Below are 24,330 nucleotides of genomic sequence, written 5' to 3'. Positions count from 1 at the left end.
ATTCCCGAACGAAAGGTTGGTCCCGATGACCACGTTCAGCCCGGCCGGCACGCTGACCGCCGAGGACCTGGGCCACATCCACCTGATCGGGGTGGGTGGCGTCGGGATGAGTGGCCTGGCCCGGCTCTTCCTCACCCGGGGGTTGCCGGTCTCCGGCAGCGAGCTGCGGGAATGGCCGTCCCTGGCCGGTCTGCGGGCGCTCGGCGGGACGATCCACATGACCCACGAGGCGACCAACCTGGACGGTGTGGACACGGTCGTGTATTCCTCGGCCATCCCCGCCGACCACCTGGAGATGGTCGAGGCGCGGGAGCGGGGGCTGCGGGTGCTGCACCGGTCGGAGGCGCTGGCGGCGGCGATGACCGGCCGGCGCACGGTGGCGGTGGCGGGGACGCACGGCAAGACCACCACCACCTCGATGGTGACCATGGTGCTCCAGCGGGCCGGCACCGATCCGTCCTTCGTGATCGGTGGGGAGATCTCCGAGGGCGGCTCCGGGGCGCACCACGGCACCGGTGAGTACTTCGTGGTCGAGGCGGACGAGAGCGACCGCTCGTTCCTCATCTACCGGCCGTTCGTCTCGATCATCACGAACGTCGAGGCCGATCACCTGAACACCTACGGTGACCTGGCCACCCTGGAGGCGGCGTTCGCCGAGTTCGCCCGGCTCACCGACCCGGCGGGTTTCGTCATCACCTGCGCCGACGACCCGGGCGGTCGGCGGCTGGCGGCCACGCTGCGCGCCGAGGGGCGGCGGGTGTACACCTACGGCGAGGCCGACGACGCCGACCTGCGGTTGAGCGACATCGTGTCGTCGGCCCAGGGGGTGCGCTACCGGGCCCACGTCGACGGCCGGTCGCTGGGCGAGTTCCGGCTGCCGGTGCCGGGTCGGCACATGGGGCTCAACAGCGCCTCGGCGGTGCTGGCGACGTACCTGCTGGAGCTGCCGCTGACGGCGGCCGAGGCCGCGTTGGCGGCCTTCCCCGGCGTCCGCCGACGGTTCGAGCGCAAGGGCGTGGTGGACGGGGTGCTCGTCTACGACGAGTACGCCTACCACCCGACCTCGATGACGCTGGCCCTGCAGACGCTGCGGGAGGTGGCCGGGGAGGGACGGCTGATCGTCGTCTTCCAGCCCTACCGGCTCTACCGCACCCGGGACCTACAGGCGGAGATCGCCGAGGCGCTGGCGATCGCCGACGAGCTGGTGCTGCTGGAGGTCTTCGGCCCGGGCGAGCTGCGCGGCCCGGGCGAGGGTTCGGCGGCGCTGATCCAGGCGGTGGAGTTGCCGGCGGCGCAGAAGGTCTTCGTCGAGTCGTGGGAGGACGCGCCGGTGGAGGTGGCCCGGCGGGCCCGTCCCGGTGACGTGGTGGTGACCATGGGCGCTCCGCCGATCTCGCTGATGGGCGACGAGCTGCTCGTCGCGTTGACCGCGCGGGCCGCAGGTTCGCCGGTGGCGGCCGGCGGTGGCACGGCGCTCGGCGTGGACCGTACGGCGGAATGAGTCCCGGCCCGGCGCGCGGGCGCGGCACCGGTGTGGACGGCGGCGGAGGTCGCCGTCCCACCCGGCGGTGGCAACTGGTCCGGGCGGGCCGGGACGCGGTGCCCGCCTCGACCCGGCGGTTCATGGCCCGGGCCCGGCGTCGGCGGATGCGCGCCGCGCTGCCCTGGGCGGTGGCCGGTGGCGTGCTCGCCCTCGCCGGTCTGGTCGTGTGGACGCTGCTGGGCACCGGCCTGTTCGGGGTGCGCGAGATGCGGGTGGAGGGCGCCGAGCTGGTCACCGCCGTGCAGGTGCGGGACGTGGCCGGGGTGCCCGACGGCGCGCCGCTGGCCCGGGTCGACCTGGCCGAGTTGGCCGCCCGGATCGGCACGCTGCCGCCGGTGGAGCGGGCCACCGTGCACCGGGACTGGCCGGACGGGCTGGTGGTGCGGCTGACGGAGCGGACCGGTGTGGCGGTGGTGCCGCGTGGGCAGCAGTTCGACGTGATCGACGCGTCCGGGGTGGCGTTCCGGACGGTGCCGCAGCGGCCGGACGGCCTGCCGTTGCTGCGGCTGACCGACGCCGGGCCGGAGGATCCGGACACCCGGGCGGGGCTGACGGTGCTCGGCGAGCTGACTCCGCAGTTGCGCGGTGAGCTGGTGGAGGTACGGGTCGAGGGACTGGCCCGGATCAGCGTGCTGCTGCGCGAAGGCCGCACGGTCTTCTGGGGTGACGCGACCCGTGGGGCGGATAAGGCCCGGGTCGCCACCGCCCTGCTCGGCGAGGAGGCCGACCGGATCGACGTCAGCGCGCCGGACGTGGTCACCTTCCGGTGAGTGACCGATCAGGCTGTGAGGCGCCCCGCTCCACCGGCGACACGCCGGAAAGGTCCTTGGCACATCGCTCGGCTGCGCTTACGTTGCCCGGAAGAGGATCAGTGGTTGACATAACTGTAACCCTCTAGTAGAGGGTGAGGGTTTGCCTCGCGACCTCGCTGGTGACAGCCGAGTCGACCGCAGGTCTGGCCACGCCGAAGCCGGTCGGGGAGCAGCCAATCTCGAAGGGAAAGGACCGGAGATGACACCTCCGCACAACTACCTGGCGGTCATCAAGGTCGTCGGCATCGGGGGCGGCGGCGTCAACGCCGTCAACCGGATGATCGAGGTTGGGCTCAAGGGCGTCGAGTTCATCGCGATCAACACGGACGCGCAGGCGTTGCTGATGAGCGACGCCGACGTGAAGCTCGACGTCGGTCGCGAACTGACCCGGGGCCTCGGCGCCGGGGCCAACCCGGACGTCGGCAAGAACGCCGCCGAGGACCACCGCGACGAGATCGAGGAGGTGCTCAAGGGCGCCGACATGGTCTTCGTGACCTGCGGCGAGGGCGGCGGCACCGGCACCGGCGGCGCTCCGGTGGTGGCGAACATCGCCCGCAAGCTGGGCGCGTTGACCATCGGTGTGGTGACCCGTCCCTTCTCCTTCGAGGGCAAGCGTCGGCAGGTGCAGGCCGAGGCCGGCATCGACGAGCTGCGCAACCAGTGCGACACCCTGATCGTCATCCCCAACGACCGGCTGCTGGCCCTCGGCGACCGCAACATCAGCATGATGGACGCGTTCCGCACCGCCGACCAGGTGCTGCTCTCCGGTGTTCAGGGCATCACCGACCTGATCACCACGCCGGGTCTGATCAACCTGGACTTCGCGGACGTCAAGAGCGTGATGAGCGGCGCGGGCAGCGCGCTGATGGGCATCGGCAGCGCACGCGGTGAGAACCGTGCCGTGGAGGCCGCCGAGGCGGCCATCTCCAGCCCGCTGCTGGAGCAGAGCATGGACGGCGCGCGTGGCGTGCTGCTCTCCATCGCGGGCGGCTCCGACCTGGGCCTGTTCGAGATCAACGACGCCGCTCAGCTGGTCACCGACGCGGCGCACCCGGACGCCAACATCATCTTCGGTGCGGTGATCGACGACGCGCTCGGCGACGAGGTGCGGGTGACCGTCATCGCCGCCGGATTCGACGGTGGCACTCCGGCGTACAAGGCGGCCGAGTCGCCGCGCAAGACCAACCAGAACCAGCCGACGCAGCCGAGCACGCCGGTCGTGCCGTCGCCCGCCGTGCCGGCGCCACCGCAGTCGCCGCGTCGGGTGCTGTTCGACGACGTCGACGTGCCCGACTTCCTCAAGAACGGGTCCTGAGCGGCACCGATGACCGACAGCCCCGCACTGGTACGACCCGACCGGCGTGCCGAACTCGCCGCCGGGCTGGCCCGGGTGCGCGCCCGCATCGCCGACGCGTGCGCCGCCGCGGGCCGGGACCGGGCCGAGGTGACGATGATCGCGGTGACCAAGACCTACCCGGCCGCCGACGTGGTCGCGCTGGCCGGGCTCGGCGTGACCGACGTGGGGGAGAACCGCGACCAGGAGGCGGCCCCGAAGGCCGCCGAGGTCGCCGCGGCCGGCGTCGCGCCCCGCTGGCACTTCGTCGGTCGGCTGCAACGCAACAAGGTGAAGTCGGTGCTGCGCTACGCCGACATGATCCAGTCCGTCGACAGCGTGCGGCTGGCGTCCACGTTGGCCGCCGCAGCCGGCGGACGGGACCGGCCGTTGGAGGTGTTGGTGCAGGTCAGCATCGACGGCGACCCGTCCCGGGGCGGTGCGGTGCCGTCCGGTGCCGACCCGGACCTCGGGCTCGGTCCGGTCACCGAGGCGGTGGCCGCCGCACAGGGCCTACGGCTGGCCGGACTGATGGCGGTGGCGCCGCTCGGCTGGGAACCGGAGCGGGCCTTCGCCCGACTGGCCGAGCTCGCCGCCGAGGTGCGTGCCGCGCATCCGGACGCCACGGTGCTCTCGGCGGGTATGAGCGGCGACCTGGAGGCGGCCATCGGCCACGGCGCGACACATGTCCGCGTCGGTAGCGCGTTGCTCGGAATGCGTCCCACGCTGCGGTAGCCTGGCCGCGAGAGAAGCAAATTACATCAGTGTTGTTTGCGGGAACGGCCTTCCTCGCCACGGGGGGCGTGACGTGCAACGCGAATTGCGCGTCGGAGGATTGCCGTTCCGGTCCAGTGGGCAGGAACGGCCCACTCGCGACAGGCGACACGGCGGGGGCGTGTGCCGCACGGCGGACGGGAAGGGCGCGGGGATGGGTGCACTGCGCAAGGCGGGGGTCTGGCTCGGACTGGTCGAAGAGGACGAGGAGCGGGCCTACGACGACGGTGGCTACGAAAAGGGTGGCTACCGCGAGTCGCGTTACCGGCAGAGCCGGTACGCCGAGGAGTTCGCCGACGATGACGACGACGAGGTGGACGAGGCGCCTGCGCCCCGGCCACGGCTCGGCGACCGGGGGCGGTTGAGCGAGCGCGCCGGAGGCCGCCTCGGTGACTCCGACCGGCTGGAGTCGGAGCGGCCGGAGCGGTCCGAGCGGTCCAGCGTGCGGTCGATCACCCGGGCGTCCGCCGACTCGTCCGGCGGGACCACCTACCACACCCGGGACAACCTGGCCCTGGCGCCGCAGGTGCAGCCGCGTGAGCGGGTGATGCCCGAGGAGGAGCAGCGCTACCAGATCACCACGCTGCACCCGACCACCTACCGGGAGGCGCGGACCATCGGCGAGCACTTCCGGGACGGCGTACCCGTGATCATCAACCTCACCGAGATGGACGAGGCGGATGCCCGCCGTCTGGTGGACTTCGCCGCCGGGTTGGCGTTCGGGCTGCGCGGTACGATCGAGCGCGTGACCAACCGGGTGTTCCTACTCTCGCCGGCCAACGTCCAGGTCACCGCGGAGGACAAGGCCAAGATCGCTGAGGGTGGGTTCTTCAGCCTGAGTTGACCCGCCCGACCCGAGGGACGCCACAAGCCGTGTTGTCGATCTTGCTACAGGTTCTCTACCTGATCACGTATGTCTTTCTGATCGTTCTTTTGGCCCGTTTCGTGTTGAGCGCCGTCCTTCAGTACGGGCGGCGTTGGCAACCTGGTCGCGGAGCATCGGCCGGACTGGAATCCGTGTGGAGCGTCACTGATCCCCCGCTCTGGGCGTTGAGGCGTGTGATCCCTCCGCTGCGAATTGGTACCGTGAGCATCGACCTGGCCTCCCTTGTGCTCCTGGTTATCCTGTTCGTGCTGATGAGGTTTGTGTTAGAGCCGGCGATCATCAGGACCGCCTGATGACCGACGCGCTATCGCGGCCGCAACTGACCCGAGGAGTTTCGATGCCGCTGACCCCGGCCGACGTCCACAACGTCGCCTTCAAGAAGCCGCCGATCGGCAAGCGGGGCTACGACGAGGAGGAGGTCGACGCCTTCCTGGACGAGGTCGAGCGCGAACTCGCCCGTCTGATCGAGGAGAACAACGAGCTGCGCGCCCAGGTGGAGCGCGGCGGTCGGGGCGGCGCCCCGACCGGTCCCGGTGGTGACGCCCGCCTCGCCGCCGAGCTCAACGACGTCAAGGCGCAGCTCGACCGCGTGCAGCGGGACAAGGCCGCCGCCGAGCAGGCCGCCCGCGCGATGCAGGCCGAGCTGGAGCAGACCCGCTCCGCCGGTGGTGCGGTGCCGGGCGGTGACGGCGAGCAGCAGGCGCTGCGAGTGCTGATGATGGCCCAGCGCACGGCGGACGACCACGTCTCCGACGCGCGCCGCGAGGCCGACCAGTTGCTCTCCGAGGCCCGTTCCAAGGCCGAGGAGGTCACCCGTGAGGCGCGGGCCAAGGCCGACGCGCTGGAGCGGGACGCCCGCCAGCGGCACCAGGAGGCCATGGGCGGCCTGGACGCCAAGCGCACCGCGCTGCAGAAGCACATCGAGGAGCTCAAGCAGTTCGAGCGCGAGTACCGCACCCGGCTCAAGGCATACCTGGAGAGCCAGTTGCGTGACCTCGACGGTCGCGGTCAGGGCCTGGAGGCCGAGATGACCCGCGGGGACGGCAACCGGGCCGCCGGCAACGGCCTGGCCGCCGCCGGGCTCGCCGGTTCCTACGGCGGCGGTCGCTCCGGTGCTCTCGAGGCCGGTCGCTGACTCGGGCCGGTGACCGCCGTCGACACGGCGGTCGCCCGCCCTGCCTGATCGGTACGACGCGGCGGGGGTGAGCGGTGATAGTCGTCAGTCTTGCGCTCATCCTCGTCGCCGTGGTGCTGCTGGTGCTCGGTCTGGCCGGTGGCTCCAGTCCGTTGCTGGTCGTCTCGATCGGCGCCAGCCTGCTGGCCGCCGTCGCTCTGGTCACCGGCGCCCGCCAGGCCGCCACCGGCCGCGCGGCGGCCCGTGGTGACCGGCCGCCGGACGACGCCACCGGGACGACCGTCCAGGCGAGCCCGTCGGGCATCCCGACACAGCACGTCCCGCCGACCGTCGACACCGGCGACTCCGGGTGGCGGCAACCACCCGGTTCGCCGGTGACGGTCGACGCGGCGGGCCTCATCGAGGGTGCGGTGGTCGACGGGTACGACGACGAACCGGCCGCCCAGCAGATCACGCCGGAGCAGGCCGCCCGGCTGGCCCGGCTGCCGGACGAGGTCCGGGTGGTGGACGGACGGCCCCGCTACCATCTGGCCGAGTGCGTGCATCTGGTCGGTCGCGACCACGAGCCGCTGCCCGCCGCCGAGGCGGCGGAACTCGGCTTCACGCCGTGTGGGCTCTGCGCCCCCGGCACCGTCCTGCTCTCCGAGTCCGGCCGCCGCTGAGTGGTGGCCGAGGTGCTCACCGTCGCCGTACGGGTGAAGCCGGGGGCGTCCCGGGCCCGGGTGGGTGGCCGGTTCGACGGCCCGCACGGTCCCGCCCTGGTGATCGCCGTCAACGCTCCGGCGGTGGACGGACGGGCCACCGAGGCGGCGCGTCGTGCGTTGGCCGACGCGCTCGGCGTCCGACCGTCGGCCGTGTCACTGCGGGCGGGCGCGGCCAGCCGCGACAAACTCTTCCTGATCGCCGCCGCCGGGCCGGAGCCGGTGTCACGGCTGTCCCGGTTGCGCGACGGCGCGGCCCCGCCCGGCTGACCGGCAGGACCCCGGATCGGGGGTACGGGGGCGGCGAACCGGCTGGCGACGTGGTCGCGATCTGCTAGCGTTCCCCGTGCCCCGGTAATGGCATGAAACGGGGCGGATGGTGCGTTTCGGTGCGGCAGATTGTCGGACGCCTGTACGTTCCGTATCCTTGCCAACCTCCGGAGTGCGCGGCCAGGTCGCCGCGCGCCCGTTCTGTACCTGGGGCAGCCGATGTCGGCGGCCCCTGTTCAGGTGCCGCGGACTTCCCGTGGCGCCGTGGCCGAGGGAGCGACTATGGCCAAGCCAGCCGACACCAGGACCGCAGGCCGCAAGCCGGCGCCGAAGTCCACCCGCAGTGCCGCGGAGACCGAGAAGATCCGTGCCGCGCTGGCGGCCCGCCATGACGAGTTGCGCGCCGAGTACGATCAGACGCTGAGCGAGATCACCGAGCTGCAGCGCGACCGCCTGACCGACTCGGCCGGGGACGACCAGGCCGACACCGGGACCAAGACGCTCGAGCGGGAGCAGGAGATCTCCCTCGCCAACAGCATCCTGGAACGGATCACGCAGGTCGAGCGCGCGCTGGAGCGGCTCGACGAGGGTGGTTACGGCTGGTGCGCGCGGTGCGGCAACCCCATCCCGGTGGAGCGCCTGGCCGCGTTCCCGTCGGCCACCCTCTGCGTGACCTGCAAGCAGCTGGAGGAGCGGCGCTGAAGGCTGTCTCCCCGGCACTGGTGCGCGGCGGTGCGTCCGCACCGCCGCGATCGTCGATGGGGAGCGAATGAGCGCAGCACCGCCCGCGGGACCCGGCACCGCCGAGCCGGACGCCGCCACGAAGTCGCGGCGCCGGCCGGTCACGCTCCTGCTCAGCCTGGCGCTGTTCGCGGTGGCGGTCGACCTGTTCACCAAGCACCTGGCGCTGCAGGAGTTGAGCGACCGGGAGCCGGTACGCCTGCTCGGCGGTGCGCTGTACCTCTCGCTGACCCGCAACAGCGGGGCCGCGTGGAGCATGGGCTCGGACTACACCTTCGTCTTCCCGGTGATCGCGGTCGGCGTCCTGGGCTGGATCGCCTGGATGACGCGGACGCTGCGCTCGGTGCCGTGGGCGATCTCCCTCGGCCTGGTGGTCGGCGGCGTGACCGGCAACCTGATCGACCGGATCTTCCGCGCCCCGGGTTGGTTCGTCGGGCACGTGGTGGACATGATCAGCGTCTTCGACCCGTACGGCCGGGTCTTCCCGATCTTCAACATCGCGGACAGCGCCCTGGTCTGCGGGGTCGTGCTCGCGGTCGGTCTGGAGTTCACCGGCCGCCAGCGCGACGGCACCCGGGCCGTGGGCGAGGAGCGGCCCGTACCGGCGGCCACAGACGACGACGCGACGCCGGTCGGTGACGCCGACGCCGGTCCCCGGGCCGAGGCGCCGACGACCGACGACGGACGGCGGGAGCGGGCGTGACGGCCACCTTCGCCGCCGGCGGCGACCACCGCAGCCTGCCCGTTCCCGACGGCCTCGACGGGATGCGGCTGGACCAGGCCGTGGCCCGGCTGTTCGGCCTCTCCCGCACCGCCGCCGCCGCGCTCGTCGACGACGGGGCCGCGCTCGTCGACGGCGCGGTACGAGCCAATTCGCACAAGGTGCGGGCGGGCTCCTGGCTGGAGGTGACGCTGCCGCCGCCGGCCACCGCGCCGGTGGTGGTGCCGCAGGCGGTGCCGGGACTGCGGGTGGTGCACGCCGACGACGACATCGTGGTGGTGGACAAGCCGGTCGGCGTGGCGGCGCATCCGAGCCCCGGCTGGTCGGGGCCGACGGTGATCGGCGGGTTGGCCGCGATCGGGCACACCATCGCCACCAGTGGCGCGGCCGAGCGCCAGGGCGTGGTGCACCGGCTCGACGTCGGCACCACCGGCGTGATGGTGGTGGCCAAGAGCGAGCAGGCGTACAGCGTGCTGAAGCGGGCCTTCAAGTACCGCGAGGTGGAGAAGCGGTACCACGCGGTGGTGCAGGGGCACCTGGACCCGCTGCGCGGCACCGTGGACGCCCCGATCGACCGGCACCCGCACCACGACTACCGCTGGGCGGTGGTCTCCGGCGGCAAGCCGAGCATCACCCACTACGACACCATCGAGGCGTTCCCGTCGGCCAGCCTGGTCGACGTCCGGCTGGAGACCGGTCGCACCCACCAGATCCGGGTGCACTTCTCCACCCTGCGGCATCCCTGCGTCGGTGACCTGACGTATGGTGCGGATCCGACGCTCGCCGCCCGGCTCAAGCTGGATCGGCAGTGGTTGCACGCCAGAGAGTTGAGCTTCCAGCACCCCCGTACGGGGGACGAGGTCCGCTTCGTCAGCGACTACCCTGACGACCTGGGACGTGCGCTGGAACTCCTCCGCGACTGACGCGCCCCACCCGTCCCGACCCACCCGACGAGGGGGCTGCCCGTGCGTGCCGGCGACCTGCTGCGGCAGTTGGACCAGCGGCTGCTGCCCCGTATCGCCGCCGCGACGACCCGGCTCGGGCAGGGGCCGACCCGGGTCCCGTTGCTCGGATGGGTGGCGGTGCTGTCCTGCGCCGCCGTGCTGACCACCGCCGTGCTCGCCACCAATGGCCCGCCGGTGCCGGACCGCACCGTCGGTGAGGTGACCCGGGTCGGGGTCTCCGACGGCGACTCCATCCCCGGCTACGAGCGCACCGCCGCTGCCGACCTGGCCGCGCTGGGCGGCGCGTCCCGCACCGACGGCACGTACGCGCTGGTCTCGTTGACCGAGTACCGCACCCCGCAGTCGCTGGCGGCGGTCGTCGGCGACGTCGGCGTGGCGGTGGTCTTCGGTCGGGTGCCGTTGCCGGAGCGACAGACCGAGATCGTCCGGATCCCCGCCCAGCGGCTGCCGGAGGACGTGACCGCCGGGATGACCCGGTTGGCCGAGCGCAAGGAGCGGGAGGCGACCGACTACCGGGCGCGGGCCGCCGCGCTCGGCGGCGGTGGACCGCAGCAGCGCGAGTTGCGTGAGCTCTACGAGAGCGGCGCGCAGGTGGCGGCGGCGGAGGCCACCGCCTACCGGTCCGGTTGTGCCTGCCTCTACGCGCTGGTGGTCCGGGCCGCACCGGCGCAGTTGCGCGGCGTGGCCGCCCGGCCGGGTGTGCGGGTGGTCGACCCCGCCCCGGAGGTACGGCGGTTGGAGCGCGCCGTCTTCACCCCGCCGCTGCCCGAGCAGCGGGACGTGGTCCGGCCGCCGATCGACCACGGTCACACCGCGTCGCCGATGCCGACCACCGCGACGGGCTCGCCCGCGCCGTCCTCGACTGCGGAGCGCGACACGTCGGCTTCGCCGGAGGTGACGGATTCGTCACCATCACCGGTGGTTCCGTCGTCGGCACCCCCCGTCATCCCACGTGAGACACCCTCCACCTCGGTGGACAGTGCCGAGGAGAGCGAAGCGAGCCCGACACCGTGACGGTTGCGGACACATCGGTACGCCGCCCGGTGTGGCCTGAACGAGGTTTCGTTCGTAGCCTGTCAGACGGAAACCAAAGCGCTGGGAGGGCGAGCCGTGGACGGCAGCGAGACCGGTTGGGGACGGCCCGCCGAACCGGCACCGCGATGGCGGGCGCTGCTGGATCGAGCCCGCCTGGGTGGTCGCGGCAGCGACCAGCCCGGTGACCGGCGCGCCGACGAGGAACAGTCGCCGCCACCGTCGCCCGATCCGCTGCCGCGCCGCGGGCCGGGCCCCGGCTATTCCGGGCGGGTGGCGCCGGTCGGGCCGCCTCCGGTCGGACAGTCACCGGTCGGACCTCCGCCGCCACACCGGCAGCCGTACGGTGTGGAGCCCGGCTACCGGGCCGAGGCGAGTTACCGGGTCGAGCCGCCGCGTCCCGCGCCGAGCTACTCCGGGCCGCCCGGCGGGCACCCGGTCGAGCCCGGCTACCCGGGCGATCCGGGGTATCCGGGCGATCCGGGGTATCCGCCGGTGCCCGAGCAGCGCCGACCCGAGCCACGCCGCCCCGACCAGCGCGGTGCCGAGCCGCCCGAGTCGCGGTACACGCTGCTGGACAACGGCTACCGGCACGCGGCCCCGCCGGTGGAGTCGCGGTACGCGTTGCTGGACAACGGCGGCTACCAGCCGCCCGTACCGCCGGCACCCGCACCGCCCGTGGCCCCGCCCGGGCCGCCCGCCCAGGGGTCCCCCACCGGGCCGCCGGGCGCGGGGGTCGGCGGTCGCCCGGGACGCTTCGAGTGGCGGGCGCAGAACGCCGGTGGTGACCTCGAACGAGCCGCCGCCGTGCTCCGGCGCGACCTGGGCACCCCCCGGGTGGTCGCCTTCGCCAACCCCAAGGGCGGCGTGCACAAGACCACCGCGACCGTGCTGGCCGCCGCCACCGTCGGCAGCGTACGCGGGCGAGGCGTACTCGCCTGGGACGACAACGAGTTGCGGGGCACCCTCGGGCTGCGCGCCGGCAGCGCCCGACATGCCCGGACGATCCGGCACCTCGTCTCCGACCTGGTGCAGATCGAGATCCGCGAGGGGCCGGAGCTGCTGGAGATCCTCGACGACTACCTGCGACACGCCTCCGACGGCTCGTACGACGTGCTGGCCGGTGAGGAGAGCCCCCGGTTCGCCCAGCGGCTGGACCAGTTCACCGTCAAGCGGGTACTCGAACTGCTGCGCCGGACCCACGACGTGATCTGCGTGGACACCGGCAACAACGTGGAGAGCCCGAACTGGCGCACCGTCATGCAGGCCGCCGACCAGCTCGTGGTCACCACCGTGCCGCGCGAGGACGCCGCGTTCAGCGCCGACTGGATGCTCGACCTGCTGCACGAGGAGGGGATGGGTGAGCTGGCCGACAACGCGGTCACGCTGATCTCCTGCCCGACGCCGGGTCGGCTGCCGTTGCAGGGTGATCTGGAGCGGCACTTCGCGACCCGCACCCGGGCGGTGACCGTGGTGCCGTACGACCCGGCGCTGGAGACCGGCTCCTCGATCGAGTACCACCAGCTCCAGGGTGAGACCCGGCAGGCATGGCTGCGGGCGGCGGCGGCGATGCTGGAGCCCTTCGGCCGGTGACGCGTCGGGGCGGCTCACCACCGACGGGAGTGGCGTAGTGGCGACACCGTGCGCGGCGTCCGACGGCAACTGCGAGGATCATCGGGTGAGCCCGGAGACCCCCGCCGCCGAACCGCCCGCGCCGGTACCGCCGGCCGTCCCGCAGCCGCCGCCCGGACCGCCGCGCCGTCCCGCCCGTACGCTGCGGGTCGGTGCGCTGACAGCGCTCGTGATGGGCCTGCTGGGCGTCCCGCTGGGGCTGCTCTGGGCGGCGCTCGCCCCGGCCACCCCAGTGATCAAGAGCGCTCCCGGTCAGGCCGTCTACGGGCAGGCGCAACCGGAGCAGCCGATCGCCGCCGACGGCTGGTTCAGCCTGCTCGGCCTCGGTTTCGGGGTGCTCGCCGCGCTCGTCGTCTGGCTGGTGCTGCGGCACTACCGAGGGCCGGTCGGACTGGTCGTCGTGGTGACCGGCGGCCTGGCCGCCGCCCTGGTCGCCTGGCAGGTGGGGCGCCGCATCGGGTTGGGCGGCTACGAGCGGCTGCTGGAGGGCGCGCCGGACGGCACCCGGCTGGCCAAACCCGCCGACCTGCGGGCCGGTGGCATCGAGATGGTGCTCGGCGTACTGCCGGTGCCGCACGGCAACCTGCTGCTGCCGGCGTTCGGCGCCGCGGTGGCGTACACCCTGCTGGCCGGTTGGTCCCGGTGGCCGTCGCTGCGGCCCGAGCCGGAGCCCGACCCGGCCTGGTTCGTACCGCCGGCCGGCTTCCCGGGCGGCGTCGCACGGCCGCCGCTCGACCACCCGGGCGGGCCGGTGCCGCCGTCAGCCGGGCACCCGGGCGGCACCGTCGGCTACCTGGGCGGCACCGCGCAGCCGCCGGTCAGTTCGGAGTCGGCGGCGCCGTGGCCAGCTCCGCCAGCGGCACCGGCACCGCCCGCACCTGGCGCAGCAGAGCCGCCTCGCGGTTGAGTAGCGTCAGCTCGGCGCGCAGCCGGGCGGCGGTGTCGTCGATCGCCAGCAGCCGTTGCCGGTCGGCCACGGTCAGCGCGGCGGTCGCGGCCACCAGGTGGGAGAGCACCGTCGGGTCCTCGGGCAACTGCTCGCTGAGCTGCTCGGGCTCGGCCCGCATCAGCCCGAGGTACTGCCGGAACACGGCGGTGACCCGGGCCGCCAGCAGCGCGGCGGCCTCGTCCGGGCCGCTCGGCTCGGGCAGCCACTGCACCTCGGCCGTCAGGTACGGCGCGGAGGCGGAGTCGATCTCGGTGACCCGGAACCGTCGCTTGCCCACCGTGACGATGTCGAACCCGCCGTCGGGCAACTCGGCGACCTCCCGCAGCTCGGCGGTGCAGCCCACCTCGTGCAGGGTCACCTCGCCGGTGCCGGGGGTGACCCGGCCGGGGCCGGGGGCGACCTCCCAGCCACTGCGGATGGCCACCACACCGAACTCGCGGGGCGCGCCCGACGGCAGGTCGACCAGGTGGCGGACCAGCGCGCGGTAGCGCTCCTCGAAGATGTGCAGCGGCAGCACCAGACCGGGGAAGAGCACCGTGGTGAGCGGGAACACCGGCAGCCGTGCGGTCACGTGATCGAGCGTAGCCCCACCCGGTGCCACCGGCGTGTCCCGGCTCACCGTCCCGGACAGCGGGCGGCGTCGGTCGGCCCGGAGACGGGCCGCCTAGACTCGCAGGGGTGTTGAACCGGATCGACCTGCGCGGTGGCGAGCCCGACCCACGCCACCTGCTGCCCCGTGCCCAACTCGACGTGTCGGTGGCCGTCGAGCGCATCCGCCCGATCGTCGAGGCGGTCCGGGAGCATGGTTACCCGGCGGTCCGCGAGGCCAGCGAACGGTTCGACGGGATCGCCCCGGAGGTGCTCCGGGTGCCGGTCGAGGCGATCGCCGAGGCGGAGGGCACCCTCGACCCGCAGGTCCGCGCCGCGTTGCTGGAGTCGATCAGTAGGGCCCGCAAGGTGCACGACGACCAGCGGCGCACCGATCACACCACCCAGGTCGTGCCGGGCGGCACGGTCACCGAGCGCTGGGTGCCGGTCGACCGGGTGGGTCTCTACGTCCCCGGCGGCCTGGCGATGTACCCGTCGACCGTGGTGATGAACGTGGTGCCCGCCCAGGCGGCCGGAGTCCGGTCGCTGGTGGTGGCCTCGCCGCCGCAGAAGGAGAACGGCGGGCTGCCGGACGCCCGGGTGCTGGCCGCCTGCGCGTTGCTCGGCGTCGAGGAGGTCTACGCCGTCGGCGGGGCGCAGGCGGTGGCCATGCTGGCGTACGGCTGCGCGGTGGACGCCGCCGGGAGCGCGCACTGCGCTCCGGTCGACATGATCACCGGGCCGGGCAACATCTGGGTCACCGCCGCCAAGCGGCTGCTGCGCGGCGTGGTGGGCATCGACGCCGAGGCCGGTCCGACCGAGATCGCCGTCCTCGCCGACGACACCGCCGACCCGGCGCACGTCGCCGCCGACCTGATCAGCCAGGCCGAACACGACCCGCTGGCGGCGAGCGTGCTGGTCACTTCGTCGGTGGCGCTGGCCGACGCGGTGGACCGCGAACTCGCCCGGCAGGTGCCGGCCACCAAGCACGCCGACCGGGTCGCCACGGCGCTGGGCGGGGAGCAGAGCGGCGTCGTACTCGTCGACGACCTGGCCGCCGGGCTGCGGGTGGTCGACGCGTACGCGGCGGAGCACCTGGAGATCCAGACCGTCGACGCCCGGGAGTGGGCGATGCGGGTCCGCAACGCCGGGGCGATCTTCGTCGGCGCGTACTCGCCGGTGTCGCTGGGCGACTACTGCGCCGGCTCCAACCACGTGCTGCCCACCGGCGGTTGCGCCCGGCACTCGTCCGGGCTCTCGGTGCAGTCCTTCCTGCGCGGCGTCCACCTGGTGGAGTACACCGAGGAGGCGCTGCGGGAGGTGGCTCCGCACGTGGTGGCGTTGGCCACCGCGGAGGACCTGCCCGCACACGGCCAGGCGGTCTCCGCCCGATTCGCCGGGGAAGCATCATGACCGAGCTGTCCGACCTGCCGATCCGGGACGATCTGCGCGGGCTGTCGCCGTACGGCGCCCCGCAGCTCGACGTGCCGGTGCGGCTGAACACCAACGAGAACTCCTACCCGGTGCCGGAGCCGGTGGTGGAGGCGATCGGCAAGGCCGTCGCCGCCGAGCTGCGGGACCTCAACCGGTACCCGGACCGCGACGCGGTGGCGCTCCGCGCCGACCTGGCCGAGTACCTCGGCCACGGACTCACCACCGACGGCGTGTGGGCGGCCAACGGCTCCAACGAGATCCAGCAGCAGCTCCTACAGGCGTTCGGCGGGCCGGGGCGGACCGCGCTCGGCTTCACCCCGGCGTACTCGATGCATCCGCTGCTGGCGTTGGGCACCGGGACCCGGTGGGTGCCGGCCCGGCGCGGCGCCGACTTCGGGCTGACCGCCGACGAGGCGGTGACCCAGGTCCGCGCGCACCGGCCCGACGTGGTCTTCCTCTGCTCGCCGAACAACCCCACCGGCACCGCGCTCGACCCGGCGGTGGTCACCGCCGTGTTGGACGTGGCGCCGGGCATGGTGGTGGTCGACGAGGCGTACGCGGAGTTCGCCCGGCCGGGCACGGTCAGCGCCCTGGCGGTGCTGCCCGGGCACCCTCGGCTGGTGGTGACCCGCACGATGAGCAAGGCGTTCGGGTTCGCCGGTGGGCGGCTGGGCTACCTGGCGGCCGACCCGGCCGTGGTGGCGGCGGTGCAGCTCGTGCGCCTGCCGTACCATCTCTCCGCGCTCACCCAGGCCGCCGCGCGGGCGGCGCTGGCGCACCGCGAGACGCTGCTCGGCACCGTCGCGGAGATCATGCGCCAGCGCGACCGGATCGTCGCCGCGCTGCGCGAGCGGGGCCTGCGGGTGGCCGACAGCGACGCCAACTTCGTGCTCTACCAGGTGGGCGGCGACCAGAGTGTGGCCTGGCGCGCGCTGCTGGCGCAGGGGGTGCTGGTCCGCGACGTCGGCCTGCCGGGCTGGCTGCGGGTCACCGCCGGCACCCCGGCCGAGACCGACGCCTTCCTGGCCGCCGTGGACGAGACCCAGCGCGAGGGCCAGGCCGCCCCGCCGCGACCGAAAGGCACCACATCATGAGCCGGACCGCCCGGGTGGAGCGGATCACCAAGGAGACCAAGGTCCTGGTGGAGATCGACCTCGACGGCACCGGAGCGGTCGAGATCAGCACCGGGGTCGGTTTCTACGACCACATGCTGCACCAGATCGCCCGGCACGGCGGTTTCGACCTGACCGTGCAGACCGTGGGTGACCTGGAGATCGACGCCCACCACACGATGGAGGACACCGCGTTGGCGCTGGGCGCCGCGTTCGACCAGGCGCTGGGCGACAAGGCCGGCATCCGGCGGTACGGCTCGGCCGTCGTCCCGATGGACGAGGTGCTGGTCCGGGCCGCCGTCGACCTGTCCGGCCGGCCGTACGTGGTGCACGACGAGCCGGCGCTGGCGCCGTACATCGGGCCGGTCTACCCGACCAGCATGACCCGGCACATCTGGGAGTCGTTCGGTCAGGCGGCCCGGATCACGCTGCACGTGGACGTGCTGCGGGCGGCCCGCCCCGGTGGGCACCCGGACGCCCACCACGTGGTGGAGGCGCAGTTCAAGGCGGTCTCCCGGGCGCTGCGCGAGGCGACCGCGCTGGACCCGCGCTCCGCGGGCGCGATCCCGAGCACCAAGGGCGCGCTGTGACCGGCCGGAGTGCGCGCGGGCGGGGGTGCCGCTGATGGGCGCGGTGCTGCCGACGCTGCTGCTGATCTTCGCCGGGGTGCTGGTGGGCGGGACGCTCTCCCTGCACCGGCAGGGCGCGCCCCGGGGCGCGGTGGTGGTCTGCGGTCTGCTGGCGCTGCTGGCCAGCGTCGCCGGTGTGCTGTGGCTGCTGCCGGGGGAGGGATAGTGGCCGACGTGAACAGCGGTGACGAGGGCATGCGTCGGATCGTGGTGCTCGACTACGGGTCGGGCAACCTGCGCTCGGCGGAACGCGCGATGGCCGCCGCCGGTGCCGACGTGGTGGTCACCGGGGACCTGGCCGCCGCCGCCGAGGCCGACGGTCTGGTGGTGCCCGGGGTGGGTGCCTTCGCCGCCTGCATGGCCGGCATCGAGGAGATCGGCGCGGGTCCGGTGGTCGCCGAGCGGGTCGCCGCCGGTCGTCCGGTGCTGGGCATCTGCGTGGGTATGCAGATCCTCTTCGAGTCCGGCGACGAGCACGGGGTGGTCACCAAGGGGCTGGGTCTGCTGCCGGGTGGCGTCAGTCGGCTGCCCGCCGCCCGGTTGCCGCACATGGGCTGGAACACCGTGCAGGCGCCGGTCGGTTCGGTGCTCTTCGCCGGACTGCCCGCCGACAGCCGCTTCTACTTCGTGCACTCGTACGCGGCCGGTGACGTGGCCGCGCTCACCGAGGCCGGCGCCAAGGTGACCACCGCCCACCACGACGGCGACTTCGTCGCGGCGGTGGAGCGGGGTTCGTTGTCGGCCGCCCAGTTCCACCCGGAGAAGTCGGCCGACACCGGTGCCGCCCTGCTGCGCAACTGGCTGGCCACGGTGCCCGTCGGTGACTGACCGGGGCGGGGCCCGGCGACCGGGCCGGACGCGGGGGCGCCGGTGAGCAAGGAACGGGCCCGCCGTCGCGCGGTCCGCGAGGCGGAGGCCGCCCGACGTCAGGTGGTCCGGGAACGGGCGATGGCCCGTCGGGCCCGGCGTCGCGCGCTGGTCCGCCGGTTCGTGCCCACCGTCCGCCGGGGCCGGACCGGCCGGTTGCTCCGGTACTCCCGGGGTGAACGCGCCGCGATCGTGGCGCTGACCCTGGCTGCGGTCGTCCTGATCTGGCTGCTCGTGCCCGATCCGGGGCTGCGGCTGTTGTTGATCGTGTTGTTGTTGCTCGTCCTGCCGGTGATCGTGGTGATCGCCCTGAACCGCCGTTCCTGATCTGAGAGGACCAAGATTCGTGAGCCTCACCCTGTTGCCCGCCGTGGACGTCGCCGACGGCCAGGCCGTCCGACTCGTGCAGGGCGCCGCGGGTAGCGAGACCACCTACGGCGATCCGCTGGAGGCCGCGTTGGCCTGGCAGCAGGACGGTGCCGAGTGGATCCACCTGGTCGACCTCGACGCGGCGTTCGGCCGGGGCTCCAACGCGGCGCTGCTCGCCGAGGTGGTGCGCCGGCTCGACGTACGCGTCGAACTGTCCGGCGGCATCCGTGACGACGCGTCCCTGCGGGCCGCGCTGGCCACCGGTGCCGAGCGGGTCAACATCGGCACCGCGGCGCTGGAGGACCCGCAGTGGTGCGACCGGATCTGCGGCGAGTACGGCGACCGCGTCGCCATCGGGCTGGACGTGCGGGGTCGTACCCTGGCGGCGCGCGGGTGGACCCGCGACGGCGGTGACCTGTACGAGGTGCTGGAGCGGCTGGACAAGGCCGGTGCCTCCCGGTACGTGGTCACCGACATCACCAAGGACGGCACCATGCGCGGGCCGAACCTGGACCTGCTGCGGGCGGTGTGTGGACGCACCGACGCCCCGGTGATCGCCTCCGGGGGTGTCTCGACCCTGGACGACCTGCGGGCGTTGGCGACGCTGGAGCCGATCGGGGTGGAGGGCGTGATCGCCGGCAAGGCGCTCTACGCGGGCGCGTTCACCGTCGCCCAGGCCCTGGAGACCCTCGCCGAGCGGTAAGGAAGGGCACCCTGCCAACGCCTGCGGTAGAGAAAGGGTCCCCTGCTGACACCTCACCCGGCCGGAGCCCGGGTACGGCCGGTCAGCGCACCGGCACCGAGCGATAGGCTTCCGGCATGACGGTGGCGGTGCGCGTGATCCCCTGTCTCGACGTGGACGCCGGTCGGGTGGTCAAGGGGGTCAACTTCCTCGACCTGCGGGACGCCGGTGACCCGGTCGAGCTGGCGGCGGCGTACGACCGGGCGGGCGCGGACGAGCTGACCTTCCTGGACGTGACCGCCTCCTCCAGCGACCGGGGCACCATGCTCGACGTGGTGCGGCGTACCGCCGAGTCGGTCTTCATCCCGCTGACCGTGGGCGGTGGTGTGCGTGCGGTGGCGGACGTGGACACGCTGCTGCGCGCCGGGGCCGACAAGGTCGGGGTGAACACCGCGGCCATCGCCCGGCCGGAGCTGATCGCCGAGATCGCGGACCGGTTCGGCCGGCAGGTGCTGGTGCTCTCGCTGGACGTACGGCGGGCACCGGCCGGCACCACCGACAGCGGCTTCGAGGTGACCACGCACGGCGGACGGCGGGGGACCGGGCTGGACGCGGTGTGGTGGGCGGCGCGCGGCGCGGAGCTCGGCGCCGGGGAGATCCTGCTGAACTCGATGGACGCCGACGGCACCAAGGCCGGGTTCGACCTCGAACTCATCGCCGCGGTGCGCCGGGTGGTCGACGTGCCGGTGGTGGCCAGCGGTGGCGCGGGCGAGGTGGCGCACTTCCCCCCGGCGATCGGCGCGGGTGCCGACGCGGTCCTCGCGGCGAGCGTCTTCCACTTCGGCGAGCTGACCGTCACCGAGGTGAAGGACGCCCTGCGCGGGGCGGGTCACCCCGTCCGCTGATCCCGGCGTCGCGCCCGGGACGCTGATCCGGCCGCGCGGCGCGGGCCGTCGAACCCGGCGGTCAGCCCCGGCCGGAGTGGCCCTCGGGCGAGCGGCGGGGCATCGGGATCGAGCGAACCAGATATTCCTGTACGGCTGCGGCGTGCTCGGCTTCGTCGAGGTGCCATTCGGCGTTGCCGGGCGGGTGTCGTCGGCTGAGCACGCCCTGCACGGTGTCGACGGTGGTGGCCAGCCCGGCGCTGGGTCGGGTCCGCCAGAGCCGTTCGCCGTCGGCGGTGAGCCGGAACCAGCCGTCGGAGACGTCCACGAGGCCGGCGCCGAGCAGTCGACGGATCGCACCCTCGATGTCGTGTCGTTCGGGCAGTGTCCGGTCGAGGTGGTCGGCGGTGGAGATCACGTCGGCCAGGCGTACGCCCTCGGGCCTGCGTGTTGTCGGGGAACGCCGGTGCCTCCCCGCGCCGCTGGCGATCACCAGCGAGACGAAGATCCACGCATCGGTCCGACGCCAGGCGTTCTCCCCCATGTGGAGATTCTGCCGTCAGCCCGGCGGGAAGGAAACACCACCCGACCTACTGCGACTCTGCGTCACTGTCCGATAGCCGAGGGTCGATGTGGTGTGTCGGTCGCCGGTGCCACCGGTGCGTGGGGTGGCGTGGCGGCGCCGTCAGGTGGCGGGCGCGGTCTCCACCGGGGCGGGACCCGGCTCGGGGGTGTCGAGGACCGGCAGGAAGAACTGGGCGAGCGGGCCGATGGTCAGCGCGTACGCGACGGTGCCGAGGCCGACCGTCCCACCGAGCAGCCAGCCGACGCCCAGCACGCCGATCTCGATGGCGGTGCGGACCAGGCGCAGCGACCAGCCGGGCCGGCGGGCGACGAGGCCGGTCATCAGCCCGTCGCGGGGCCCGGGGCCGAGCCGGGCGCCGAGGTAGAGGGCGGTGGCGACGCCGTTGCCGACGATGCCGGCCACCAGCAGTGCGATCCGCAGCGGTAGCGGCCCGCCGGTGGGCAGCACGGCCAGCGTCGCGTCGACGGCCAGGCCGATCACCACCACGTTGGCCACGGTGCCGATGCCGGGGCGTTGCCGTAGCGGGATCCAGGCCAGTAGCACCAGGGCGCCCACCAGGATGACCGTGGTGCCCATGGTCATCCCGGTCAGGCGGGACAGCCCCTGGTGGAACACGTCCCAGGGGTTCAGGCCCAGCTCGGAACGGATCATCAGCGCCATGCTGAAGCCGTAGAGGAGGAGGCCGACGTGCAGTTGGGTCAGTCGTCGGACCGGCCGGTGGCGGAGGTTGCCAATCAGGGTCACGCGTGCCACTCTAGGGGCCAATCTGGGCGCGCATAGAGCCAATTTTCGGGGAGTGGCCATGGCGAGTCAGGTCCGTGGGGTGCAATTGGCCCGACTGCTCGGCCAGTGGCATGCCCTGCCCGGGCGACGACGCAGTCCCGACTACGCCGCGCTGGCCGGCGCGGTACGCGGCCTGCTCGCCGACGGTCGACTGCCGTTGGGCGTACGCCTGCCGGCGGAACGGGACCTGGCCGAGGCGCTGCGGATCAGCCGGACCACCGTCACCGCCGCCTACCGCGAACTGCGCGACAGCGGGCACCTGTCCAGCCGCCGGGGTGCGGGGAGCTGGACCCGGCTGCCCGGTACGCACCGGGTGGCGCCCAACGGGCTGTGGATCCCGCTGGACGACCGGGACATGATCGACCTGGGCGTGGCGGCGCTGGCCGCCCCACCGGAGCTGCTGCCGGCGGCCCGGGCCGCCACTGAGGATCTGCCCCGCTATCTCGGCGGCGCCGGCTATCACCCGACCGGCATCATCGAGCTTCGGGAGGCGGTGGCCCAGGGCTACACCGACCGGGGACTGCCCACCTCGCCCGATCAGATCATGGTCACCAACGGCACCCAGCACGCCCTGGACCTGGTTCTCCGACTGGCCCTGGCACCGGGCGGCGGTGTGCTGGTCGAGTCGCCGAGCTACCCCAACGCGCTGGCCGCGCTGGCCGCCCGGCGGGCCCGGATCACCACGCACGGCCTGGCCGCCGACGCCACCGGCTGGGACGCCGACCTGATGCTCGGCTCACTCCGACAGGTACGCCCCCGGGTCGCCTACCTGATCCCGGACTTCCAGAACCCGACCGGGCACCTGATGGCGGCGGAGCTGCGTGAGCGGTTGGTGACCACCGCCCACGCCGTCGGCACCGACCTGGTGATCGACGAGTCCTTCGTGGACCTCCCGTTGGACGGCACCGCCCTGCCGCCGCCGACCGCGAGTTTCGACCGGCACTCCCGGGTGGTCAGCATCGGGGGCATGAGCAAGCCCTTCTGGGGCGGCCTGCGGATCGGCTGGATCAGGGCGTCCGCGCCGCAGGTGCAGCGGCTGGCCGCGGCCCGGGTCGGCGTCGACATGTCCAGTCCGGTGCTGGACCAACTCGTCGCCGTGCACCTGCTGGCCGCCGCGCCGGGCATCGTCGCCGCCCGGCGTACGCAACTCGCGGCGCAACGGGACGCGTTGCTCGCCGCGCTGGCCGACCGACTGCCGGAGTGGCGGGTCACCGTGCCGCGCGGCGGTGTGACGCTCTGGGCCGAGCTGGACGGCCCGATCTCCAGCGCGCTGGCCCGGGCGACCGAGGAGGTCGGCGTACGCCTGGCGCCGGGTCCCCGGTTCGGCCTGGACGGCACGTTGGAACGCTTCCTGCGGCTGCCCTTCACCCTGCCCGCCGCGGATCTGGTCGAGGCGGTGGGTCGGATCGCCGCGGTCCGGTACGACCTGGACCGCACCGGGCTGCCCCGGTGGCGGGAACCGAGCGTCATCGCCTGACCGGGGTCCCGCCGGTGCCGATCCGGCTGATCGACCTCGCCCGTCGGTCGGTGGCGGGCAGACTGCCGAGGTGGACGGACTGAGAGGTGTGCGGTGGTCGCGCGGGGTGCGGCCGGGGGCACCCGGGTCCCGCGCCACCCGCCTGGAACTCTTCTACGACCTGGTCTTCGTCTTCGCCTTCATCCAGGTCACCACGCTCACCGCCGACAACTTCACGCCGCGCGGCCTGCTCCAGTGCGTGGTCGTGCTGGTGCTGCTGTGGTGGGCCTGGACCGGCTTCGCGGTGATCGGCAACCTGGTCCGTACCGACCAGGGGGTGCTGCCCTTCCTCGCGTTCGCCACCATGGGCGGGGCGCTGGTCTTCGCGCTCGCCATGCCGCAGGCGTTCCGCAGTGAGGCCGGTGGGCTGTCCGGGCCGCTGGTCTTCGCGATCTGCTACTTCCTGGTCCGGGCCGTCCAGGTGGGCATCCTGGGCTGGCTGGCCCGGGGCGACCCCGAGCTGCGTCGCCGTTTCCTGGCCGCGACGGGACGGGCGGCGGTGGTCGGCACGCTGGTGCTGGCCGCCGCGCTGCTGCCGCAGCGGCTCGCCGACGAGCCGGGCGAGGTCGGGCTGCGGCTGCTGCTCTGGATCGCGGCGATCGTCGTCGAGTACGGAGCGGCAGTGGCCCTGGGCAGCAGCAACTGGACGCTGCTCTCGGCCGGGCACTGGGCCGAGCGGCACGCCCTGATCGTGCTGGTGGCGCTCGGCGAGACGATCATCGCGCTGGGGCTCGGCGCGGGCTTCGTCGTCGAGCTGCCGCTGACCTGGCTGGTGATCATCTCGGCGATGCTCGCGGTGGCGGTGGTCGCCGCGCTCTGGTGGGCGTACTTCGACACGCTGGCGCTGGCGCTGGAACAGGTGCTGCACCGCACCCGGGACCCGCGAGCGCGGTCGGCCTTGGCCCGCGACGCCTACACCTACCTGCACCTGCCGCTGGTCGCCGGCCCGATCCTGTTCGCGCTCGGGCTCAAACGGGTGCTCAGCGGTGCCGCCGAGCCGGCCACCCCGGCCGGGAGCCTGCTGCCCGGCGGGGACCTGCTGGTGCTGCACGGCGGGGTGGCGGTCTATCTGGTGACGTTGGTGGCGCTGGGCTGGTGGGTCCTGCACACGATCCGGTGGCCGACCGTCGGTGGCGTGTGTCTGCTGGTGCTGCTGGTCCCGGTCGCCGCCCAGGTGCCGGAACTGGTCGCCCTGACGCTGCTCACCGTGGTCGTGCTGGCGGTGGCGGTGGTGCAGACGCTGACCGACGCGACGCTGCGCCACCAGGTCCGGGAGGTGGCGATGGCCGAGCAACTCGCCACCGAGGCCGAGCAGACCACCTGGCGGGGGCGCCACCTGTGAGCGGGTACGCGTCGGCCCCGCGCCCACTGCTGGGCACGGGGCCG

Annotated in this window: 28 protein-coding genes; 25 read left to right on the top strand and 3 right to left on the bottom strand. The window is 73.5% G+C overall.

The window, feature by feature from the left end; all coding sequences use genetic code 11:
* The first annotated feature begins 25 nt into the window (after positions 1 to 25).
* The 15 genes from murC (at position 26) to ACQVFL_RS22130 (ending at position 13,452) form a co-directional block, all read left to right on the top strand.
* Positions 26 to 1,501 (top strand): UDP-N-acetylmuramate--L-alanine ligase, encoded by a 1,476-nt coding sequence (murC, locus tag ACQVFL_RS22200; protein WP_396693040.1) that lies wholly within the window; start codon positions 26 to 28, stop codon positions 1,499 to 1,501.
* A gap of 32 nt (positions 1,502 to 1,533) precedes the next feature.
* On the top strand, positions 1,534 to 2,313 hold the full coding sequence (locus ACQVFL_RS22195; RefSeq protein WP_431729869.1) for a cell division protein FtsQ/DivIB: 780 nt from the start codon (positions 1,534 to 1,536) through the stop codon (positions 2,311 to 2,313).
* A 241-nt stretch (positions 2,314 to 2,554) separates the two neighbouring features.
* Positions 2,555 to 3,670 carry a cell division protein FtsZ gene (gene ftsZ / locus ACQVFL_RS22190; RefSeq protein WP_396693038.1) on the top strand — a complete coding sequence of 372 codons (1,116 nt, stop codon included), beginning with the start codon at positions 2,555 to 2,557 and terminating at the stop codon, positions 3,668 to 3,670.
* Between the two features lie 9 nt (positions 3,671 to 3,679).
* Positions 3,680 to 4,423 carry a YggS family pyridoxal phosphate-dependent enzyme gene (locus tag ACQVFL_RS22185; RefSeq protein ID WP_396693036.1) on the top strand — a complete coding sequence of 248 codons (744 nt, stop codon included), beginning with the start codon at positions 3,680 to 3,682 and terminating at the stop codon, positions 4,421 to 4,423.
* A gap of 193 nt (positions 4,424 to 4,616) precedes the next feature.
* Positions 4,617 to 5,306 (top strand): cell division protein SepF, encoded by a 690-nt coding sequence (locus ACQVFL_RS22180; RefSeq protein ID WP_396693034.1) that lies wholly within the window; start codon positions 4,617 to 4,619, stop codon positions 5,304 to 5,306.
* A 29-nt stretch (positions 5,307 to 5,335) separates the two neighbouring features.
* Positions 5,336 to 5,641 (top strand): YggT family protein, encoded by a 306-nt coding sequence (locus ACQVFL_RS22175; RefSeq protein WP_111212523.1) that lies wholly within the window; start codon positions 5,336 to 5,338, stop codon positions 5,639 to 5,641.
* Between the two features lie 44 nt (positions 5,642 to 5,685).
* Positions 5,686 to 6,483 carry a DivIVA domain-containing protein gene (locus ACQVFL_RS22170; RefSeq protein ID WP_396693031.1) on the top strand — a complete coding sequence of 266 codons (798 nt, stop codon included), beginning with the start codon at positions 5,686 to 5,688 and terminating at the stop codon, positions 6,481 to 6,483.
* A gap of 74 nt (positions 6,484 to 6,557) precedes the next feature.
* A complete protein-coding gene (locus tag ACQVFL_RS22165) occupies positions 6,558 to 7,145 on the top strand; it encodes a hypothetical protein (RefSeq protein WP_396693029.1) in 588 nt (195 codons plus the stop codon).
* Positions 7,146 to 7,148: 3 nt separating this feature from the next.
* Positions 7,149 to 7,454 (top strand): DUF167 domain-containing protein, encoded by a 306-nt coding sequence (locus ACQVFL_RS22160; RefSeq protein ID WP_396693027.1) that lies wholly within the window; start codon positions 7,149 to 7,151, stop codon positions 7,452 to 7,454.
* Positions 7,455 to 7,736: 282 nt separating this feature from the next.
* Complete coding sequence (locus ACQVFL_RS22155) at positions 7,737 to 8,156, top strand: TraR/DksA family transcriptional regulator (RefSeq protein WP_117227075.1); 420 nt, start codon at positions 7,737 to 7,739, stop codon at positions 8,154 to 8,156.
* A gap of 67 nt (positions 8,157 to 8,223) precedes the next feature.
* Positions 8,224 to 8,898: a signal peptidase II gene (lspA, locus tag ACQVFL_RS22150; RefSeq protein WP_431727518.1), complete on the top strand. Its 675-nt coding sequence runs from the start codon at positions 8,224 to 8,226 to the stop codon at positions 8,896 to 8,898.
* Positions 8,895 to 9,839: an RluA family pseudouridine synthase gene (locus tag ACQVFL_RS22145; protein ID WP_396693023.1), complete on the top strand. Its 945-nt coding sequence runs from the start codon at positions 8,895 to 8,897 to the stop codon at positions 9,837 to 9,839. Before lspA ends, ACQVFL_RS22145 begins: the two co-directional genes overlap by 4 nt.
* Positions 9,840 to 9,881: 42 nt before the next feature.
* Positions 9,882 to 10,895 (top strand): hypothetical protein, encoded by a 1,014-nt coding sequence (locus ACQVFL_RS22140; RefSeq protein ID WP_396693021.1) that lies wholly within the window; start codon positions 9,882 to 9,884, stop codon positions 10,893 to 10,895.
* Between the two features lie 96 nt (positions 10,896 to 10,991).
* Positions 10,992 to 12,506, top strand: coding sequence for an AAA family ATPase (locus tag ACQVFL_RS22135; protein WP_396693019.1), 1,515 nt, complete (start codon positions 10,992 to 10,994; stop codon positions 12,504 to 12,506).
* Between the two features lie 37 nt (positions 12,507 to 12,543).
* Positions 12,544 to 13,452 (top strand): DUF2567 domain-containing protein, encoded by a 909-nt coding sequence (locus ACQVFL_RS22130; RefSeq protein ID WP_431727517.1) that lies wholly within the window; start codon positions 12,544 to 12,546, stop codon positions 13,450 to 13,452.
* On the opposite strand, the gene ACQVFL_RS22125 is transcribed toward ACQVFL_RS22130, so the two are convergent.
* The gene (locus ACQVFL_RS22125; RefSeq protein ID WP_396693016.1) at positions 13,364 to 14,065 is read right to left on the bottom strand and encodes an LON peptidase substrate-binding domain-containing protein; all 702 of its coding nucleotides are present in this window, start codon (positions 14,063 to 14,065) and stop codon (positions 13,364 to 13,366) included. The two genes, ACQVFL_RS22130 and ACQVFL_RS22125, sit on opposite strands and share 89 nt — an antisense overlap.
* Positions 14,066 to 14,172: 107 nt before the next feature.
* Here ACQVFL_RS22125 and hisD point away from each other — a divergent pair, with 107 nt between their 5' ends.
* The 8 genes from hisD (at position 14,173) to hisF (ending at position 20,080) form a co-directional block, all read left to right on the top strand.
* Positions 14,173 to 15,495, top strand: coding sequence for a histidinol dehydrogenase (gene hisD / locus ACQVFL_RS22120; protein ID WP_431727516.1), 1,323 nt, complete (start codon positions 14,173 to 14,175; stop codon positions 15,493 to 15,495).
* On the top strand, positions 15,492 to 16,610 hold the full coding sequence (locus tag ACQVFL_RS22115; protein WP_431727515.1) for a histidinol-phosphate transaminase: 1,119 nt from the start codon (positions 15,492 to 15,494) through the stop codon (positions 16,608 to 16,610). Before hisD ends, ACQVFL_RS22115 begins: the two co-directional genes overlap by 4 nt.
* Complete coding sequence (gene hisB / locus ACQVFL_RS22110) at positions 16,607 to 17,218, top strand: imidazoleglycerol-phosphate dehydratase HisB (protein ID WP_396693010.1); 612 nt, start codon at positions 16,607 to 16,609, stop codon at positions 17,216 to 17,218. Before ACQVFL_RS22115 ends, hisB begins: the two co-directional genes overlap by 4 nt.
* A 34-nt stretch (positions 17,219 to 17,252) precedes the next feature.
* Entirely contained in the window at positions 17,253 to 17,423 is a 171-nt protein-coding gene (locus tag ACQVFL_RS22105; protein ID WP_396693008.1) for a hypothetical protein, read from the top strand.
* Between the two features lie 29 nt (positions 17,424 to 17,452).
* On the top strand, positions 17,453 to 18,085 hold the full coding sequence (hisH, locus tag ACQVFL_RS22100) for an imidazole glycerol phosphate synthase subunit HisH (protein ID WP_396693510.1): 633 nt from the start codon (positions 17,453 to 17,455) through the stop codon (positions 18,083 to 18,085).
* Between the two features lie 42 nt (positions 18,086 to 18,127).
* Positions 18,128 to 18,451: a hypothetical protein gene (locus tag ACQVFL_RS22095; protein ID WP_396693006.1), complete on the top strand. Its 324-nt coding sequence runs from the start codon at positions 18,128 to 18,130 to the stop codon at positions 18,449 to 18,451.
* 19 nt (positions 18,452 to 18,470) lie between these two features.
* Positions 18,471 to 19,196, top strand: a complete 726-nt coding sequence (priA, locus tag ACQVFL_RS22090) for a bifunctional 1-(5-phosphoribosyl)-5-((5-phosphoribosylamino)methylideneamino)imidazole-4-carboxamide isomerase/phosphoribosylanthranilate isomerase PriA (protein ID WP_396693004.1) — start codon at positions 18,471 to 18,473, stop codon at positions 19,194 to 19,196.
* A 116-nt stretch (positions 19,197 to 19,312) separates the two neighbouring features.
* On the top strand, positions 19,313 to 20,080 hold the full coding sequence (hisF, locus tag ACQVFL_RS22085) for an imidazole glycerol phosphate synthase subunit HisF (RefSeq protein WP_350696400.1): 768 nt from the start codon (positions 19,313 to 19,315) through the stop codon (positions 20,078 to 20,080).
* A 61-nt stretch (positions 20,081 to 20,141) separates the two neighbouring features.
* Here the strand turns inward: hisF and ACQVFL_RS22080 are convergent, their stop codons facing one another.
* A complete protein-coding gene (locus ACQVFL_RS22080) occupies positions 20,142 to 20,603 on the bottom strand; it encodes a hypothetical protein (RefSeq protein WP_396693002.1) in 462 nt (153 codons plus the stop codon).
* Between the two features lie 141 nt (positions 20,604 to 20,744).
* Entirely contained in the window at positions 20,745 to 21,389 is a 645-nt protein-coding gene (locus tag ACQVFL_RS22075; RefSeq protein ID WP_396693000.1) for a YitT family protein, read from the bottom strand.
* A gap of 58 nt (positions 21,390 to 21,447) precedes the next feature.
* On the opposite strand from ACQVFL_RS22075, the gene ACQVFL_RS22070 reads away from it, so the two are divergent.
* The gene (locus tag ACQVFL_RS22070) at positions 21,448 to 22,905 is read left to right on the top strand and encodes a PLP-dependent aminotransferase family protein (protein WP_396692998.1); all 1,458 of its coding nucleotides are present in this window, start codon (positions 21,448 to 21,450) and stop codon (positions 22,903 to 22,905) included.
* 70 nt (positions 22,906 to 22,975) lie between these two features.
* Positions 22,976 to 24,286, top strand: coding sequence for a low temperature requirement protein A (locus ACQVFL_RS22065; RefSeq protein ID WP_396692996.1), 1,311 nt, complete (start codon positions 22,976 to 22,978; stop codon positions 24,284 to 24,286).
* Positions 24,287 to 24,330: the final 44 nt, after the last annotated feature.

Origin of the sequence: Verrucosispora sp. TAA-831 (assembly GCF_050780145.1) — a bacterium.
Classification (GTDB): domain Bacteria; phylum Actinomycetota; class Actinomycetes; order Mycobacteriales; family Micromonosporaceae; genus Micromonospora.
This window is presented reverse-complemented; position numbering and strand designations above follow the sequence as displayed.